This window comes from Nocardioides sp. B-3, from assembly GCF_024703895.1.
In the GTDB taxonomy this organism is placed as follows: domain Bacteria; phylum Actinomycetota; class Actinomycetes; order Propionibacteriales; family Nocardioidaceae; genus Nocardioides.
Genome location: NZ_CP087968.1, coordinates 738,998 through 754,034 on the forward strand (window position 1 = coordinate 738,998; position 15,037 = coordinate 754,034).

21 protein-coding genes and 5 pseudogenes are annotated in these 15,037 nt (G+C 70.0%); 13 read left to right on the top strand and 13 right to left on the bottom strand.

Annotated features, from left to right (window positions below; all coding sequences use genetic code 11):
* Positions 1-17 precede the first annotated feature (17 nt).
* Both LP418_RS30350 and LP418_RS04945 read left to right on the top strand, forming a co-directional pair.
* On the top strand, positions 18-329 hold the full coding sequence (locus LP418_RS30350; RefSeq protein WP_336276020.1) for an exodeoxyribonuclease VII large subunit: 312 nt from the start codon (positions 18-20) through the stop codon (positions 327-329).
* On the top strand, positions 322-519 hold the full coding sequence (locus LP418_RS04945) for an exodeoxyribonuclease VII small subunit (protein WP_257955449.1): 198 nt from the start codon (positions 322-324) through the stop codon (positions 517-519). The genes LP418_RS30350 and LP418_RS04945 overlap by 8 nt, the downstream gene beginning before the upstream one ends.
* Before the next feature lie 3 nt (positions 520-522).
* Here the strand turns inward: LP418_RS04945 and LP418_RS04950 are convergent, their stop codons facing one another.
* Genes LP418_RS04950 through LP418_RS04960 form a run of 3 tightly spaced genes read right to left on the bottom strand, consistent with a single transcriptional unit; the run spans position 523 to position 1,955 of the window.
* Positions 523-717, bottom strand: a complete 195-nt coding sequence (locus LP418_RS04950) for a dihydrofolate reductase family protein (RefSeq protein WP_257955450.1) — start codon at positions 715-717, stop codon at positions 523-525.
* Positions 718-752: 35 nt separating this feature from the next.
* On the bottom strand, positions 753-1,610 hold the full coding sequence (locus tag LP418_RS04955) for an SRPBCC domain-containing protein (protein WP_257955451.1): 858 nt from the start codon (positions 1,608-1,610) through the stop codon (positions 753-755).
* A gap of 3 nt (positions 1,611-1,613) precedes the next feature.
* Entirely contained in the window at positions 1,614-1,955 is a 342-nt protein-coding gene (locus LP418_RS04960; RefSeq protein ID WP_257955452.1) for an ArsR/SmtB family transcription factor, read from the bottom strand.
* Positions 1,956-2,134: 179 nt separating this feature from the next.
* On the opposite strand from LP418_RS04960, the gene LP418_RS04965 reads away from it, so the two are divergent.
* The 3 genes from LP418_RS04965 to LP418_RS04975 all read left to right on the top strand — a co-directional run bounded on the left by LP418_RS04965 (position 2,135) and on the right by LP418_RS04975 (position 3,386).
* A complete protein-coding gene (locus LP418_RS04965; protein WP_257955453.1) occupies positions 2,135-2,509 on the top strand; it encodes a hypothetical protein in 375 nt (124 codons plus the stop codon).
* Positions 2,470-2,925: a 13E12 repeat family protein gene (locus LP418_RS04970; RefSeq protein WP_257955454.1), complete on the top strand. Its 456-nt coding sequence runs from the start codon at positions 2,470-2,472 to the stop codon at positions 2,923-2,925. Before LP418_RS04965 ends, LP418_RS04970 begins: the two co-directional genes overlap by 40 nt.
* 149 nt (positions 2,926-3,074) lie before the next feature.
* Positions 3,075-3,386 carry an HNH endonuclease signature motif containing protein gene (locus LP418_RS04975; RefSeq protein WP_257955455.1) on the top strand — a complete coding sequence of 104 codons (312 nt, stop codon included), beginning with the start codon at positions 3,075-3,077 and terminating at the stop codon, positions 3,384-3,386.
* A 48-nt stretch (positions 3,387-3,434) separates the two neighbouring features.
* On the opposite strand, the gene LP418_RS04980 is transcribed toward LP418_RS04975, so the two are convergent.
* The 9 genes and pseudogenes from LP418_RS04980 to LP418_RS32475 form a co-directional block, all read right to left on the bottom strand.
* On the bottom strand, positions 3,435-3,755 hold the full coding sequence (locus LP418_RS04980; RefSeq protein ID WP_257955456.1) for a hypothetical protein: 321 nt from the start codon (positions 3,753-3,755) through the stop codon (positions 3,435-3,437).
* Positions 3,756-4,025: 270 nt separating this feature from the next.
* Positions 4,026-4,232, bottom strand: coding sequence for a 2Fe-2S iron-sulfur cluster-binding protein (locus tag LP418_RS04985; RefSeq protein WP_336275911.1), 207 nt, complete (start codon positions 4,230-4,232; stop codon positions 4,026-4,028).
* Complete coding sequence (locus tag LP418_RS04990; protein ID WP_257955458.1) at positions 4,207-5,190, bottom strand: FAD-binding oxidoreductase; 984 nt, start codon at positions 5,188-5,190, stop codon at positions 4,207-4,209. The genes LP418_RS04985 and LP418_RS04990 overlap by 26 nt, the downstream gene beginning before the upstream one ends.
* Positions 5,191-5,206: 16 nt before the next feature.
* Positions 5,207-5,266, bottom strand: a pseudogene (locus tag LP418_RS32460) (hypothetical protein); the annotation flags it as partial.
* Between the two features lie 37 nt (positions 5,267-5,303).
* Positions 5,304-5,984 (bottom strand): annotated as a pseudogene (locus LP418_RS04995) (fatty acid desaturase); the annotation flags it as partial.
* Positions 5,985-6,062: 78 nt separating this feature from the next.
* Positions 6,063-6,596, bottom strand: coding sequence for a helix-turn-helix domain-containing protein (locus LP418_RS32465; RefSeq protein WP_442940227.1), 534 nt, complete (start codon positions 6,594-6,596; stop codon positions 6,063-6,065).
* A pseudogene (locus LP418_RS32470) lies at positions 6,494-6,745 on the bottom strand (hypothetical protein); the annotation flags it as partial. The gene LP418_RS32465 and the pseudogene LP418_RS32470, both read right to left, overlap by 103 nt.
* A gap of 611 nt (positions 6,746-7,356) precedes the next feature.
* The gene (locus LP418_RS05005; RefSeq protein WP_257955461.1) at positions 7,357-7,509 is read right to left on the bottom strand and encodes a hypothetical protein; all 153 of its coding nucleotides are present in this window, start codon (positions 7,507-7,509) and stop codon (positions 7,357-7,359) included.
* Positions 7,510-7,637: 128 nt separating this feature from the next.
* Positions 7,638-7,904: pseudogene (locus tag LP418_RS32475) on the bottom strand (DUF4245 family protein); the annotation flags it as partial.
* Between the two features lie 139 nt (positions 7,905-8,043).
* Here LP418_RS32475 and LP418_RS05010 point away from each other — a divergent pair.
* The 5 genes and pseudogenes from LP418_RS05010 (at position 8,044) to glpX (ending at position 11,911) form a co-directional block, all read left to right on the top strand.
* Positions 8,044-8,325 carry a TOBE domain-containing protein gene (locus tag LP418_RS05010; protein WP_442940114.1) on the top strand — a complete coding sequence of 94 codons (282 nt, stop codon included), beginning with the start codon at positions 8,044-8,046 and terminating at the stop codon, positions 8,323-8,325.
* Between the two features lie 55 nt (positions 8,326-8,380).
* Positions 8,381-9,127, top strand: a complete 747-nt coding sequence (gene modA, locus LP418_RS05015) for a molybdate ABC transporter substrate-binding protein (protein WP_257955462.1) — start codon at positions 8,381-8,383, stop codon at positions 9,125-9,127.
* Between the two features lie 412 nt (positions 9,128-9,539).
* Positions 9,540-10,661 (top strand): ABC transporter ATP-binding protein/permease, encoded by a 1,122-nt coding sequence (locus LP418_RS05020; protein WP_257955463.1) that lies wholly within the window; start codon positions 9,540-9,542, stop codon positions 10,659-10,661.
* The gene (locus LP418_RS05025) at positions 10,658-10,897 is read left to right on the top strand and encodes a TOBE domain-containing protein (protein WP_257955464.1); all 240 of its coding nucleotides are present in this window, start codon (positions 10,658-10,660) and stop codon (positions 10,895-10,897) included. Before LP418_RS05020 ends, LP418_RS05025 begins: the two co-directional genes overlap by 4 nt.
* 10 nt (positions 10,898-10,907) lie before the next feature.
* A pseudogene (gene glpX / locus LP418_RS05030) lies at positions 10,908-11,911 on the top strand (class II fructose-bisphosphatase).
* On the opposite strand, the gene LP418_RS05035 reads toward glpX, so the two are convergent.
* Positions 11,876-12,736: an esterase/lipase family protein gene (locus LP418_RS05035; protein WP_257955465.1), complete on the bottom strand. Its 861-nt coding sequence runs from the start codon at positions 12,734-12,736 to the stop codon at positions 11,876-11,878. The pseudogene glpX and the gene LP418_RS05035 sit on opposite strands and share 36 nt — an antisense overlap.
* Positions 12,737-12,807: 71 nt before the next feature.
* Between LP418_RS05035 and LP418_RS05040 the strand changes: the two genes are divergently transcribed.
* The 3 genes from LP418_RS05040 to LP418_RS05050 all read left to right on the top strand — a co-directional run bounded on the left by LP418_RS05040 (position 12,808) and on the right by LP418_RS05050 (position 15,016).
* Positions 12,808-13,749, top strand: a complete 942-nt coding sequence (locus LP418_RS05040) for an alpha/beta fold hydrolase (protein ID WP_257955466.1) — start codon at positions 12,808-12,810, stop codon at positions 13,747-13,749.
* A gap of 420 nt (positions 13,750-14,169) precedes the next feature.
* Entirely contained in the window at positions 14,170-14,811 is a 642-nt protein-coding gene (locus LP418_RS05045) for an extracellular solute-binding protein (RefSeq protein WP_257956907.1), read from the top strand.
* Entirely contained in the window at positions 14,741-15,016 is a 276-nt protein-coding gene (locus LP418_RS05050) for a hypothetical protein (RefSeq protein WP_257955467.1), read from the top strand. The genes LP418_RS05045 and LP418_RS05050 overlap by 71 nt, the downstream gene beginning before the upstream one ends.
* Positions 15,017-15,037: the final 21 nt, after the last annotated feature.

The window sequence follows — 15,037 nt, forward strand, 5'->3', positions numbered from 1 at the left end:
TGCGTGCGCGACCGGTCATGCGCGACCCGCGCACCATCCTCGACGTCCGCTCCGACGAGGTGGCCGAGCTGCGCGAGCGCGCCCGTCGCCACCTCTCCCACCGACTCGACCGCGCCGCCGACGACATCGGCCACCAGCGTGCGCGGGCGCAGTCGCTCTCACCGCTCGCCACTCTCCAGCGCGGCTATGCCGTCGTGCAGGACGCCGAGGGTCACGTCGTGACCAGCGTCGGCCCGATCGCCGCGAAGCAGCAGCTCAGCATCCGGGTGGTCGACGGACGCATCAACACCACTGTCTCGAACATCGAAGAAGGAGACCCCGATGAGTGACGAAGACCCGTCCTACGAGGTGGCCCGCGAGGAGCTCATCGAGGTCGTCCGCACCCTCGAGGCCGGTGGCACGACCCTCGAGGAGTCGCTTGCCCTGTGGGAGCGCGGCGAGAAGCTCGCCAAGATCTGCCAGACTCGGCTCGACGGTGCTCGCGAGCGCCTCGATGCCGCAGTGGCCGAAGAGGACTGAGCCCTACCTCTTCCGCACGGCGTAGGTCAGGTGCGTCGCTCTCGTCGAGTGCTCGACCGGGACCTGCTCGAGCGCGATGCGGCTGGCGTCCACGCCCTCGAACAGGCGCACTCCGGAGCCGAACAGCACGGGTGAGAGCGCGATCGAGAACTCGTCGACGAGGCCGGCATTGAGGTGCTCCAGGGATCGTCTCGCCACCGCCCGCGACGCGAACGTCCCGGTCGCCGGCGACCTCACGAGGCCCGGCCGAGGGCGGACTCGATGCCGTCGTTGACGAAGTGGAAGGTGGTCCCGCCCGGCCGTTGCCGGGGGTCTCGCTGCTCGTGCGTCACCACGAAGACGGGCGTGTGGAACGGCGCCTCCTCGGGCCACATCTTCTTGCCGGCGTCGAACATGCGCTTGCCCATCACGCTCGCGCCGGTGCGCTCGAAGGTCTCGGCCGGGATGTCGTTGTCGCGCCCCTCCTCGCCGCCCCCGCCGAGCTTGAGGTTCTCCCGGAAGGAGCGCTGCGGGAAGACCCACGCCTGCAGCTCCATCCACTTCTGCCCCATCAGGTCGTCCAGCGACTCCGGCGCGATGAACCCGTCCAGCGACATCGAGACGCTGAAGAAGACGGTGCCGGACATCACTCCACCGCCATCTCGGCGACGTAGGCAGCCAAGGTTGCCCAGTGTCTGCTGACCGGCCTCGACCGCGTGGTACTTCTCGACCGCCTCGTCGCGCTGCTCCATCGTGGGGAAGACCGTACGCAGCTCGATCCGCGTCGCCGTACCGTCGACGTCGAACGTGAGGACCGAGTCGAAGGCGTTCGGGTCGCCGCGCGACTCACCGTGCTGGAACGAGATCCGCTCCGGCGCAGCGATGTCCGTCCGGGTGATCCACTCCGGGTAGTCCGTCCCGTCCGGGCCGTGCATCACGAAGTCCCACTCGCCACCGACGCTGAACTCGAAGGCCGCCGTCGTCGTGGTGAATCCCTCCGGCCCCCACCACTGCGACAGGTGCCGCACCTCGGTGAACGCCTCGAAGACCAGCTCCCGCGGGGCGTCGATGACCCGGGAGACCACGATCTCGCGGTCGGTCGTCGTTCTCATCAGCTATTCCTCGTCTCTCGTCTGCTTCAGGTCCTGCACGTACGCCTCCAGCCGGTCGAAGCTCTCGTTCCAGAACTCCGCGAACCCGCCGGTCCACTCGTGGACCGGTCGCAGTCCGGCCGCGTCCGGGGCGTAGAGACGCTGCTTGCCCGCCCTGCGGTCCTGCACGAGCCCGACCTCGCGGAGCACGCGCAGGTGCTTGGACGCGCCCGGCTGGGTCATCCCCAGCTCCCCGGCCACCTCGGTCACCGGTCGCTCACCCCCGCGCAGCAGCACCGGGATCTGCCTGCGCTGCGGCTCGGCGATCGCGTTGAAGACGTCCGAGGTCGTCGCTGCTCGTGCCATGCCCAGAATCATATGCCGATATCGGCATGCGTCAAGGTGGGTCCACGGCGCAGGTCGCCTACCGCTGCTCGCGGGCCACTTCCTGCCGCATTGCCTGTGGATATCGAAATGCACGAATTCGCCTGTGGATAACTCGAACACCTGTTTTATTCCATGCTTTTCAGGCGTAGAATCACGTCATGGAAACCACCCACGACAACCTCCAGCAGCACCCGCTGCTGGACATTGTCGCGAGCCTTTCCAGCGAGTTCGACAAGGCCACCACCTTCAACCCGACCTTCGTCCCCACCACCGACAAAGCCACCGCGATGCGTCAGCTGTCGACGGTCATCACCCGCGCCCAAGGACTCCTGCTCACCGTGATGGCAGCCTCCGCTGACATCGCCGACGAACACGGCGCCAAACGCGTCGGCGACTGGTACGCCGCCACCACCCGCCACGACCACCGACCCAGCATCGGCCTCGACCACCTCGCCCGGTCCCTCGACACCGACTACCCGCACTGGGTGCCGCGGTGCTCGACGGACGGGTCAACCTCGACCAAGCCGCCGTGATCGTGCACGCCCTCGACGACCTCCCCACCGACGACATCTCCGCCGAGGTCCGCGAGCAGGCAGAGCTGCACCTCATCAGCCTCGCCGACGACTTCGCCCCCACCGAACTACGGCGCCCGGCGCGCAAGGTCCTCGAAGTCGTCGCGCCCGAGCTCAGCGAAGAGGCTGAACGCAAAGCGTTGGAACGCGAAGAACAACGGGCATCGGAACGCACCCGACTGACGGTCACCCCGCGCGGCGACGGCACCAACCGGATCGGCGGCATCATCTCCAACGCGACCACCGCCCGGCTCATGACCTACCTCGAAGCCTTCGCCTCCCCCGGGCACCGCCTCCGAGAACGACGGCGAACGCATCCCCACCGCGCGGCTCCTCGGGCTCGCCCTCACCGACCTCCTCGAAGCACTCCCCGCTGACGTGCTCCCCACCCACGGCGGGACCGCCACCACCGTGACCGTCCACCTCAACCTCGACCAGCTCACCGCGTCGCTGGAGAAGTCCGGGATCGCGACCCTCGACACCGGCGACACCATCACCGCCGGACAAGCCCGCAGGCTCGCCTGCCGTGGCCAAGATCCTGCCCGCCGTCCTCGGCAGCAAGTCCGAAATCCTCGACCTCGGCCGCTCCCGCCGCCTCCACACCGCCGCCCAACGCAAAGCCATCCGGATCAAGCACCACCAATGCCAGACCGACGGCTGCACCGTCCCCGCCGCCCGGTGCGAAACCCACCACCCCCACGCCCGGTCCGCCGGCGGCAAAACAGACCTCGACAACGCAGCACTCCTCTGCTGCCACCACCACCACCGAGCCCACGACACCCGCTACCTCACCCAACAACTCCCCAACGGCGACTACCGCTTCACCAGGCGCACGTAAGCCGACGGAAGTTAGTGATGAAGGCTTCCTTGGTCAACGAGACTCGACTCAGACGCCTGCGGCGTCTTCCTGTCCTACTTGACGAAGGATCTCGTCGGCGACATCTGCGAGTGGGCGGGTCGCGTCGATCACCACGCCCCGGCCCGGGATGTCTTCCTTGGTCCGGTGGAGCCGGACGATGAGATCTCGCTCCGATGCTCTCGATCCCCATTCACCCTGAAGGCGCTCGTCGAGTCGTTGATGCAGAGTGTCGAGATCGACATCGAGGACGAATACCTCGTCGAACAGGTCAATGAACCTCGAGAAATTGCGAGAGCCTCCACAGAAGAAGGTGATGGGGTGCTGGTCGTCGGCCACGAGCGCCCGCACTCGATCGATATCCCAGATGTGGTGGGAGTGAAGGGCAGTATCCGTCGCCTCTCCCGTCGCTGGGGTCGCCCCCGGTACGCAAGTTCCCTGTCACCGTTGATGGCCCGGTAGCCACGACGGTTCAGCTCTCGGCACACCGAGGTCTTCCCCGTTCCGGACACACCCTCGACGAGAAAGTTGCGGACTCCCATGGAGCCATTGTCCAGCCACGCAGCCCTCAGGCGTCGTAGTCCACGGCGACCGACGGCGTGGTCGGGCGCGACTGGCAGGTCAGCACGTAGCCGGCCTCCACGACGGCCGGCGACAGCGGAAGTTCTGCTCCATCGCGACCGAACCCGGGAGCACCTTCGCCTTGCAGGTGCCACAGGCTCCGCCCGGGCACGCGTACGGCGCCTCCAACCCGGCCTTCAGGGCCGATTCCAGCACGGTGTCACCCGCGGCGAGCTGCACCTCATGCTGACGGCCACGCAAACCCACCGAGACCGTCGCCGGGTCCGAAGCCGTCGGCCACCCCGGGCTTCTGGTAGCCGTGGAAGAGCTCCACGTGGACCCGGTCCGGCTCGACGCTGCGCTCGAGGAGCAGGTCACGCAGGTCGGTCACCATCTCGACCGGTCCGCACAGGAACCAGTCGTCCACCGGCGCCGTGGCCAGCTCGGAGCCGAGCAGCTGCTCGAGCCTCGGACGGTCGACCCGACCACGCAGGTGGGCGGGGTGTCGCTGGTCGCGGGAGCGCACGTGCACGATCCGGAGCCGGTCGGCGTAACGCGCCTCGAGGTCGTCCGGGTCCTCGCGGAACATCGTGCTGTCGGCATCACGGTTCCCGTAGACGAGGGTGAAACGGCTGTCGGTCTCGACGGCGAGCGTCGTCTGCAGGATCGAGAGCACCGGGGTGATGCCGCTGCCGGCAACGATCGCGACGTAGTTCCTCGTGGCGAGCGGGTCGAGCTGCGTGCCGAACGCACCGGTCGGCGTCATCAGCTCGAGGGTGTCCCCGGCCGCGAGCTGCTCCATCGCGAAGGTCGAGAAGGCTCCCCCGGGAAGGTGCTTGACGGCGATCGCCAGCTCGCTGGAGGTGGCCGAGGAGCAGATGGAGTAGTTCCGCCGTACGCCCTCTCCCCCGAGGTCGGTGCGGACGGTGACGTGCTGACCGGGCTCGAAGCGGAACTCCTCCCCCAGCTCGTCGGGCACGTCGAAGCGGACCAGCACGCTGTCGGCGGTCAACCGGTCGACGCTGGCGACCGGGACCCGGTGGAACACCGCGGCGCGGGCGGAGGACCGCTGCGGCATCCGCACGGGGAGGAGCCGGGCCAGCTTGCCGTTCAGCTTCTTCCACGCGCGGTACTCGTCGGGGTCGAGCTGCTGGCCGAAGACCGTGCCGATCGCGGCCTCGCGCTCGAGGTAGGCCTCCTCGTTGCGTCGCCGTGGTCGCGACATAGCGGTGGAACGGGATCGACGGGTGCAGGTGGTGGACGAGGTGGTAGTTCTGCGAGAGCAGCAGCGGCGTGAGGATCCACTCGGAGCCGACGCGGTTGCAGGGTCGCGCGGTAGCGGTTCTCCTGCTGGGTGTCCTCGAGGTCGTGGTGGGGCAACCAGTCGAACCACCGAGCCAGGACGAACATCGCGACCCGCTCGGGGATCAGGTAGACCACCGCCAGCGTCCACAGGTGCCCGGTCAACCCGGCGGTGACGATCAGGGCAACGCTCGTCACGAGGAGGAAGCAGGTCTCCAGCACCTCCGCCCGCGGACGACGCCGCACGTTGCGGACCGGGAAGCTCAGGTAGGGCACGTCCATCAGCGGGAACCGGACGGGCAGCTGCCACCACGGTGCACCGCTGACGAAGTGATCGGGATCGTTGTCGTCGTCGTTGGTGTTGCGGTGGTGCTCGATGTGGATGAATGCGAACGACTTGAACGAGATCAGCGGCGAGACGAAGAGCATCGCCACCCGGCCGAACGCCACGTTGACCCAGCGGTGGGTGCTGATCGAGTAGTGCGCGGCATCGTGCAGGACGGTGAACAGCACGAAGATCGCCGTAGCGCTGATCAGGACCGTCGCGAGAGCCGGAAGCCTGTCGCCCAGCGCTGCCCGTGTCGAGACGGCGAAGGCCGCGACGGCACCGGAGAAGATGCCGACGATGGGCCACGAGATCGTCGGGACCGCCTCGCCCGGGTCGGGGAGCGCGTGACGAGAGACTGCTGGAGCAGGGTGCTCGGTGGTTGCTGGCATGCCCGGCAACCTACGAACCCCGACGGCGACCCACCAGTGGGATCGAGCCCATCTCGGTGTGCGCGCCGCACATGCTGATCAGGGTCGGGCGGGCTCCGCGGCGAGCACCACCGGACCGAGCACCTCGACCGGGCGCAACGCCGCGTGCAGCTCGGCGACCCGGCTGGTCGCCGGGCTTCCTCGGCGCTCCTCGGCCCGGCGCAGGCGCTGGAGCACGGTGTTGCGGTGGATCCCGAGCCGTTCGGCCGCGGCCGCCAGTCCGCCTTGTGCATCGAGCACCGCCAGCACGGCGCTTCGCTCCTCGTCCTCCCGGCGGCCCTGCACCGACAGCCCACCGAGCTCGGCCGCGACGAAGCTGCGCGCCGGTCGAGGTCGCCGCTCATCGTGTCGACGAGTGCCACCTCGCCGTACGGCGTGACGCGGGCCTCGCGCCCCGCGAGCTCGACGATCCGGCGCCCGCGCTGTGCCTGCTCGTGGGAGGTGCGGAACCCGGCGGGACCCGGCGCGGGAGTGCCGATGGAGACCCGGACGGACGACGGGACCCGGTCGGCCGGGGGCCCGAGCCCCTCGGGCGTGACGTCGGGAGCACGCGTGGTGAAGACCCAGCCCCACAACGCCCGGACGCCGTCCGGGACCAGCAGCGGATGAGGGGAACCGACATGGGCACCCACCGCAGCCCCCACGCGCGAGGTCGACGTCGTCCCGGTCGGTCCAGCAGACGAAGGCGGTCTGCCATCCGGTGAGCCGGTGGGACAGGGCACGCTCGGCCTGCGCGACGTCGATCTGCTCGCCGGCGATCAGCCCACGGACCGCATCGGTGCGGGCCGCCCTGACCCGGGTCTGCATGCGCTCGAGCTCGGCCACGTACTCGGCGGCCACCTCGCTGGCGATGCGGTCGGTGTAGGCGAAGGCGAAGCGCTGCAGGTTGCTCACCACGGCCGGGGCCGGGGCCGGGTCGGGCACCACCGCGGCGATGCCGGTCAGGATGCGCTCGCTGAAGTAGGCATGACCGACGCGGTAGAAGCGCAGCATCACATCGACGCTGTAGCCCCTCGCCGCCATGGCGCGGGCGTGCTCGAGGGCGGTGACCGGCGCCGTCGCGGCGCCCACGTCGATGCCGTGTCGCACCATCGACAGCGCCGCCTCGAGGTTCGACGAGCACGACCCGAGCGTCAGGCCGCGCACGTCGTCGTCGGCCCCGGCCTCCGGGATCCGTTCGAGGATGTAGTCGAGCATGTCGTCGGCATAGGACGACACGTCCGCCAGCAGCTCGGCCGCGGTGGTGCGCATCCCGACCACCACCGACTCGGGCAGCTCCGCCGGCTCACCCGTGACCAGACCCATGCCGGGAGACTAGCGAGGTGGGAGCGGCTCAGCGCTCCAGCAGCCCGATGAGCTCCTGCAGGTCCGCGGGGGACGCGGAGCCGTAGACGAGCAGGGTCTCGTCGCCGTACTCGATCGAATAGCCGGTGTCGCCACCCTCGTCGGTCCAGGTCTGCCACTCGGAGCCGACGGCGCTGTCCAACGACAGCACCTCGCCCTCGAGGGCTTCCTCGTCGATGTTCTCCTCGACCGGGTCGTCGACCGACTCGTCCTCCTCGGCGCAGCCCGACGAACTTCTCGTCGTCGGTCAGGGAGGCTCATCCCCCATCGCGGCGGGTCGGTCTGGGACAGGTCGATCGCGGTCGCGATCCAGCCGGCAGGCAGCGACGACGGCGCGATCACGTCGAACCCCGCGCCCCGCGCGGCCGTGGCGGCCGCCGCGTAGTCGACGGGCTCGGGCTCGACCTCGACGTCGGCCCGGATCAGCGACCGCACCAGTACGAAGGCACCGATCGCGAGCAGCGTCACGATCATCGCCCCGATCAGACCGTTGGACGAACGCTGGTAACGGCCCGGCTTCTCACTCACGCCGGTCATTGTCACAGGTGGGCCACAATGACCGCATGACGACCTACCGCCCGGCCGAGGCCGCCGAGATCCCGGGCGTCAGCGACGACACCGTGCACGGCGATGGGTGGACGCCGGCAGGCTCGCGACGACCGGCTCCAGTCCCGCCGTGATCGCCGGCGTCGACCTCGCGGCGCTGGCCGAGTCACTGCTCGACGAGCCGGACCGCGATCGCACCCGGGCGAGCTCGGTCAGCGCCCGCAACCGCCTGCCGGGCATCGTCACCGCCGTCAAGAAGGACACCGTCATGGCACAGGTCGAGATGGTCTGCGGCAGCAACCGGATGGTCTCGCTGATGAGCGCCGACGCGGCCGACGAGCTCGGCCTCGCGCCCGGCGTGCGAGCGATCGCATCGGTGAAGTCGACCAACGTGGTGATCGAGACCCCCTGACCGCACCTGCGGTCACAACGCGCCAAATAATCCGCAGATGCGGCACACTGTGCCCATGACGGGAATCCGAATCGCGTGTGGAGCCCCGGTCGCCGCGCTTCTCGTCCCCCGGCCGGTTGCGGTGGGGGGCGATGACGAGCAGACCCTGACCGTGCTCGCGGCGGCCTCGCTGACCGACGCCTTCGAGGACCCGGCAGCGGAGTTCGAGGCCGACCACGACGGCACGAGCGTGACCTTCTCCTTCGGCTCGAGCACCGACCTCGCGGAGCAGGTCGCCGACGGCGCACCCGGAGACGTGCTCGCCACCGCCGACGAGACCTCGATGAGCACCGCCGAGGACGCCGGCGTCACCGGCGAGATCGAGACGTTCGCGACCAACGTCCTCACCATCGTCACGCCAGCCGGCAACCCGGCCGGCATCGCGTCGCTCGACGACCTCGAGGGCTCGACTCGGGTCCGCTGCGCCGACGAGGTGCCCTGCGGCAAGGTCGCGCTGGCCGTCCCGGCCGACAACGACATCACCGCCGAGCCGGCCAGCCTCGAGGAGGACGTCCGCGCCACCCTCGACAAGGTCGTCTCCGGCGAGGCCGACGCCGGTCTCGTCTACGCCACCGACGCCGTCGCCGCCGGCGACAAGGTGGCGACCGTGCAGGTCCCCGGAGCCGAGTCGGCGCTCACGTCCTACTTCAGCACCGTCCTCGAGCAGTCGGAGGACGCCGACCTCGCCCGGGAGTGGGTCGACTTCGTGACGTCCGACGAGGGCCGCTCCATCCTTGAGCACGCGGGCTTCGGCGCCCCGTGAGACAACGCCCGGACCCGCTCGGTCGACCGCCCCTCCTGCTCCCGGCCCCCGCCGGGCTCGCGGTCCTCCTCCTCACCGTCCCGCTCGTCGCGATGCTCGCGGCGATCGACTGGCGCGCGCTGCCGAGCCAGCTCGACTCAGCGCCGTTGCGCACTGCCCTGTGGCTGAGCCTCTCGACCTCGACCGCCGCGATGCTGTGCTGCCCGGCGCTCGGCCTGCCGCTCGCGTGGCTGCTCGCGCGTCGACTTCCGCGGCCGGACCCTCGTCCGGGTCCTCGTCACGGTGCCGATGGTCCTGCCCCCGGTCGTCGCGGGCGTCGCCCTGCGCACCGCCTTCGGCCGCACCGGCCTGATCGGCGAACCCTTGCTCAACGCCACCGGGTTCGCGTTCCCCTTCACGGCTCGGGGGCGTGGTGCTCGCGCACGTCTTCGTCTCCATGCCGTTCGTGGTGCTCGCGATCGAGGGCGCACTGCGGTCGGCCGATCCGGAGTACGACGCCGCGGCGGCCACCCTCGGCGCGTCCCGCTGGACCACGTTCCGTCGGGTCACCGTGCCGCTCGCAGTGCCCGGGATCGTCGCTGGCATGGTGCTCGGCTGGGCCCGCTCGCTCGGCGAGTTCGGCGCGACCATCACGTTCAACGGCAACTATCCCGGCCGCACCCAGACCATGCCGACACTCATCTACGTCACTCGCCAGAGCGACCAGGGACGCCGCGCTCGCGCTGAGCTTCGTGATGCTGGTCGTCTCCGTCGCCGTACTGCTCCTCCTCCGCGACCGCTGGCTGGGTACGCCGTGAAGCGGGGGTTGCAGGCAGACCTCGTCGTCCCCGGCCGGGCCATCGTCACGCTCGACGCCGAGGCGGGCAGCGTCGTCGCGGTGATCGGCCCCAACGGCGCCGGCAAGTCGTCCTTCGTCCGCGCGCTCGCCGGGCTGGTGCCCGCCGACGGCACCGCCCTGCTCGACGGCACCGACCTCCTCACGCAGACGGCAAGGAACCGCGACGTGGGCCCGGTCTTCCGGGGCCAGCTCCTCTTCCCGCACCTGAGTGCGCTGGACAACGTGGCTTTCGGCCCGCGAGCGAGGGGCAGGTCCGGGCGAGAGGCCGACGAGCGGGCGCAGGACCTGCTCGACATCTTCGGCGTCGGGCACCTGAGCCACCGGAGGCCGCGAGAGCTGTCCGGCGGGCAGGCCCAGCGGGTGGCGATCGCGCGCGCCCTCGCCACGGAGCCGCGCCTGCTGCTGCTGGACGAACCGTTCGCCGGGCTCGACGTCACGGTCGCGATGGCCCTGCGCATCGAGCTGGCCCAGCACCTCGCGACCTTCGACGGCGTGACGATCCCGGTCACGCACGAGGCGATCGACGCGCTCACGCTGGCAGACCGGTGCTGGTCCTCGACGACGGCGAGGTCGCCCAGCGCGGCACCCCGCAGCACGTCGCGGCCCGCCCCGAGACCGACCACGTGGCCCGGCTGGTCGGGGTCAACCTGGTCCGGGAGCGCGACGGGCTCACCACCTTCGCGCCGCGCGACGTGACCGTCAGCCTGCGACGCCCTGAGGGATCCGCGCGCCTGCAGTGGCAGGGACAGGTCGCCAGCGCGCAACAGCACGGCGACGCCGCACGACTGCTGGTGAGCTCCGAACCGCCGCTGCTGGCGGACGTCACCCCGCAGGCAGCGGCCGAGCTCGGGCTGGCGCCCGGACGTGAGGTGTGGCTCTCAGTCAAGGCCACCGCAGTGAGTCGGTACGGCACCACCGCCGACGACCGATAACATTCGCGCCATGAGCCCGTCGACGCAGCCGCCAGACCGCAACCTCGCCCTCGAGCTCGTGCAGTGACGGAGGCCGCCGCCATGGCCGCCGGCCGTTGGGTCGGGCGCGGCGACAAGAACGACGCCGACGGGGTGGCCGTCAACGCGATGCGGGTGATGATCTCCAGCATCGGCATGAACGGCACCGTCGTGATCGGCGAGGGCGAGAAGGACAACGCCCCGATGCTCTACAACGGCGAGCAGGTCGGCGACGGCACCGGTCCGGAGTGCGACGTCGCGGTCGACCCGATCGACGGCACTACGCTGACCGCCAAGGGCATGAACAACGCGATCTCCGTGCTCGCAGTGGCGCCCCGCGGCACGATGTACGACCCGTCCGCGGTGTTCTACATGGAGAAGCTCGTCACCGGTCCCGAGGCCGCCGACGTCGTCGACATCCGCAACCCCGTGGCCGAGAACATCCACGCGGTCGCCGGGGCCAAGGGCCTCTCGGTCTCCGACGTCACCGTCGTCATCCTCGACCGGCCGCGGCACGCCCAGCTCGTCGAGGAGATCCGCGCGACCGGCGCCCGCATCAAGTACATCGCCGACGGCGACGTCGCCGGCGCCATCATGGCCGCGCGTCCCGACACCGGCATCGACCTGCTGCTCGGGGTCGGCGGCACGCCCGAGGGCATCATCACGGCCTGCGCGATGAAGTGCACCGGCGGCGTCATCCGGGGCCGGTTGTGGCCGCAGGCCGATGAGGAGCGCCAGCGCGCCCTCGATGCCGGCCACAACCTCGACCGGGACTTCGTGCTCAGCACCGACGACCTCGTCACGGGTGACGACTGCTTCTTCGTCGCGACCGGCATCACCGACGGCGAGCTGATGCGCGGGGTGCGCTACCGCCCCAACGGCGCGACCACCGACTCCCCGGTCATGCGTTCGCGCAGCGGCACCATCCGCCGGATCACCAGCGAGCACCAGCTCTCGAAGCTACGCGATTTCTCCGCGATCGACTTCGACCACTGAGTCGACGGACCTCAGGGCCCGGGTGACGGCGGAGATCACGCGCGGGTCGAGCGCCATGCCGATGTGTGAGGCGCGCACCTCCAGCGGCGTCGCGGCCGGGTCGATGCAGGCACGCCAGTCGACGATGCCGTCGCGCCCGGAGTAGATCGAGGTGAAGGCGATCGTGTCGGCCAACGGCGCGCGGCCCTCGTCGAAGCTCTGGCGCGCGCACGCACCGGCGACGCAGTCCTCGGACATGACCCCGGGGAACCCCGCGCGGCTCAACCGCACCAGCATCGCGACACTCGCCGAGAGCGAGATGTGGTGGGCGCCCGGCGCGAGCATCGGGCTGCCCATCGTCACCGGGCCGGACACCGGGTCGGGTCGTCGGGCGGCAACCCCGCGCGCCAGCATGCCGCCGAGGCTGTGCCCGACGATGCGCACCTTGCTGCCCCTGCGTTGCGCGATCGACTCGAGCCGCATCTCGATCTGGGAGGCGACGTCGAGCGTGCAGCCGACGTTGGAGCGGATGTGCGATCGATAGGTGCGCAGTCCCTGCTGCTGGAGGGCGCGGCGCATCAGGCCGAGCGTGCCGTCGCCGGCCATGAATCCGGGCACCAGCAGCACGGGCTCATCGTCGCGCAGCGGCGCTCGAGTGGCGTACGGCGTGTGGCGCCGCTCGCCGCGCTGGCTGATCGCCTCCCATGCGTAGCGCCCGGCCTCGCCGATCACTCGCCCCTCGCCGATCACGGCGTGTGCGCGGGGTCGACCGAAGCCGTCGGGCAACAGGAAGTCCGCGAGTGTGGTCGGGGTCACAAGAGGCGAACTTATCCCCGGAGTGCCCATTTCGTCGGCATTTCAACTGTCTGGACCGGTTCCTGCTGCCGATTGCCGGACCGGTCGTGTTGACTGGACACATGACCAGTTTCTCTGCCTCGGCAGCCCAGAACCCGCCTGCAGTGGCGGTTTCCGAGGAGATGTTCGCGCCGGTGAGCCCGGACGTGGAGATCTGCTACCAGACCTTCGGGTCGGTCGACGACGACCCGTTGCTGCTGGTGATGGGCCCGGGCGGGCCGATGATCTGGTGGGACGACGACTTCTGCACGAGGCTCGCCGGGGCCGGCTTCCACGTCATCCGCTACGACAACCGCGACACCGGCCGATCCTCGCGGATCGCCGCGCGCGTCGGGCGGGCCCAGCTGGTCAGGGCCTTCTCGACGGGACGGGGCAGTGCGCCGTACTCCATCAGTGACTCGGCCGCGGACGGCCTCGCGCTCCTCGACCACCTCGGTCTCGCGACGGCCCACGTCGCCGGCATCTCGATGGGCGGCATGATCGCGCAGACGATGGCGATCGAGGCGCCCGCGCGGGTGCTCTCCCTGACCAGCATCATGTCGACGACCGGGCGACGGACCGTCGGCTGGCAGAGCCCCGACCTGCTCCCCACGCTGATCGCACCACGGCGCGGCGGCAAGGAGGCCTACGTCGCCACCAACGAGCTCGTGTGGAAGCTGATCGGGTCGCCCGACTTCCCGGTCGACGCCGACGCGCTGCGCAAGCGCGCCGAGGACACGTTCGACCGTGGCGTGTCCGCCAGCGGCGTGCTGCGCCAGATGCTCGCGATCCTCACCCAGCCCAACCGCACGTTGCGCCTGCGCACGCTCCAGATGCCGGCCCTCGTCATCCACGGGATGGCCGACAAGATGGTCCACGTGAGCGGTGGCCGGGCGACCGCCTCGGCGATCCCGGGAGCCGAGCTGGTCCTCGTCGACGGCATGGGCCACGACCTGCCGACCGACCTCTACGACTCCTTCGTCGAGCACATCCGACACACGGCGGATCGCTCACCCCGGGGTTGAAGTTTCACTCGCTTCGGCCTTCATGCGTGTTGCCAAGGAGGGCCACAGGGGACTAGACCTGTGACCTGAGACACAAATGAATGGAGGGGCGGATGACAGCACGATCTACGCGGCATCCACGCACGAGGCGACTACGACGATGGGCGGCTCCGGCCGGAGCCCTGACCCCGGCCTGTGGGATCCTCGCGGGCTGTTCGAGCGGTGACTCCGGCACGCCGGAGCTGGTCTGGTACATCAACCCGGACGCGGGCGGACAGGACGCGGTGGCCGCGAACTGCACCGAGGACGCCGACGGCAAGTACACCATCACGACCCGGGTCCTTCCCCAGTCATCGGACCAGCAGCGCATCCAGCTGGCCCGACGTATAGCCGCGGGAGACCCGGCCATCGACCTGATGAGCCTCGATCCGCCCTTCACCGCTGAGTTCGCCAACGCCGGCTTCCCCGGCCGACATCCCCGACGACGTGGAGGCCCGGCTGACCGAGCAGTCCTTCGAGGGTGCGACTGCGGCGGCCACGTGGGAGGGCGAGGTCGTGGCCTTCCCGTTCTGGTCCAACACGCAGGTGCTCTGGTACCGCAAGTCCTTCGTGGAGAAGGCCGGTCTCGACATGAGCCAGCCCGTCACGTGGGACCAGATCATCGACGCGGCCTCGGAGAACGGCGGCAAGATCGGCGTCCGGGCCAACAAGTACGAGGGCTACTCCGTGTGGATCAATGCACTGATCTCCGGCGCCGGCGGCAACATCGTCGAGGACGCCGAGCAGGGTGCGGACGCCACGATCACCGTGGACAGCGACGCCGGCGAGACGGCGGCGGGCATCATCGAGAAGCTCGCCTCCTCCGAGGCGGCACCCGCCGACCTGTCGGTCTCCAACGAGGGCACCGCCGGTTCGACGTTCGGCTCGGACGAGGGCTCGTTCCCCGGTCAACTGGACCTACATCTGGAACAACTACGGCGAGGAGCGGCTCGACGACGACATCGGCTACGCCATGTATCCGCAGTCCGTGGAGGGCGAGGAGTCGCGTCCGCCGTACGGCGGGATCGGCATCGGGGTCAGTGACGCCTCGGACGAGAAGGAGCTCGCGCTCGAGGCGGCCGAGTGCCCGGTGTCCCCCGAGAACCGGGGCGTGAACGCCGAGCTGACCGGCAACATGCCGGCAAGCGCGGCGGGATACGAGTACCCCCGCCCTTGCCGACCTCTACGCGCCAGAACTGCTGCAGCTGTTCCCGGGACAGCGTCGATGCGGCCGCCCCGCGGTCGGTGACGCCCTACTGGTCCGACATCT

What these genes read in the sequence shown, in the direction of transcription:
- LP418_RS30350 (WP_336276020.1), top strand. Translation starts at nt 18, where the DNA reads ATGCGCGACCCGCGCACCATCCTCGACGTCCGCTCCGACGAGGTGGCC.
- LP418_RS04945 (WP_257955449.1), top strand. Translation starts at nt 322, where the DNA reads ATGAGTGACGAAGACCCGTCCTACGAGGTGGCCCGCGAGGAGCTCATC.
- LP418_RS04955 (WP_257955451.1), bottom strand. Translation starts at nt 1,610, where the DNA reads ATGAGAACGACGACCGACCGCGAGATCGTGGTCTCCCGGGTCATCGAC.
- LP418_RS04960 (WP_257955452.1), bottom strand. Translation starts at nt 1,955, where the DNA reads ATGGCACGAGCAGCGACGACCTCGGACGTCTTCAACGCGATCGCCGAG.
- LP418_RS04965 (WP_257955453.1), top strand. Translation starts at nt 2,135, where the DNA reads ATGGAAACCACCCACGACAACCTCCAGCAGCACCCGCTGCTGGACATT.
- LP418_RS04990 (WP_257955458.1), bottom strand. Translation starts at nt 5,190, where the DNA reads ATGTCGCGACCACGGCGACGCAACGAGGAGGCCTACCTCGAGCGCGAG.
- modA (WP_257955462.1), top strand. Translation starts at nt 8,381, where the DNA reads ATGACGGGAATCCGAATCGCGTGTGGAGCCCCGGTCGCCGCGCTTCTC.
- LP418_RS05035 (WP_257955465.1), bottom strand. Translation starts at nt 12,736, where the DNA reads ATGGGCACTCCGGGGATAAGTTCGCCTCTTGTGACCCCGACCACACTC.
- LP418_RS05040 (WP_257955466.1), top strand. Translation starts at nt 12,808, where the DNA reads ATGACCAGTTTCTCTGCCTCGGCAGCCCAGAACCCGCCTGCAGTGGCG.
- LP418_RS05050 (WP_257955467.1), top strand. Translation starts at nt 14,741, where the DNA reads ATGTATCCGCAGTCCGTGGAGGGCGAGGAGTCGCGTCCGCCGTACGGC.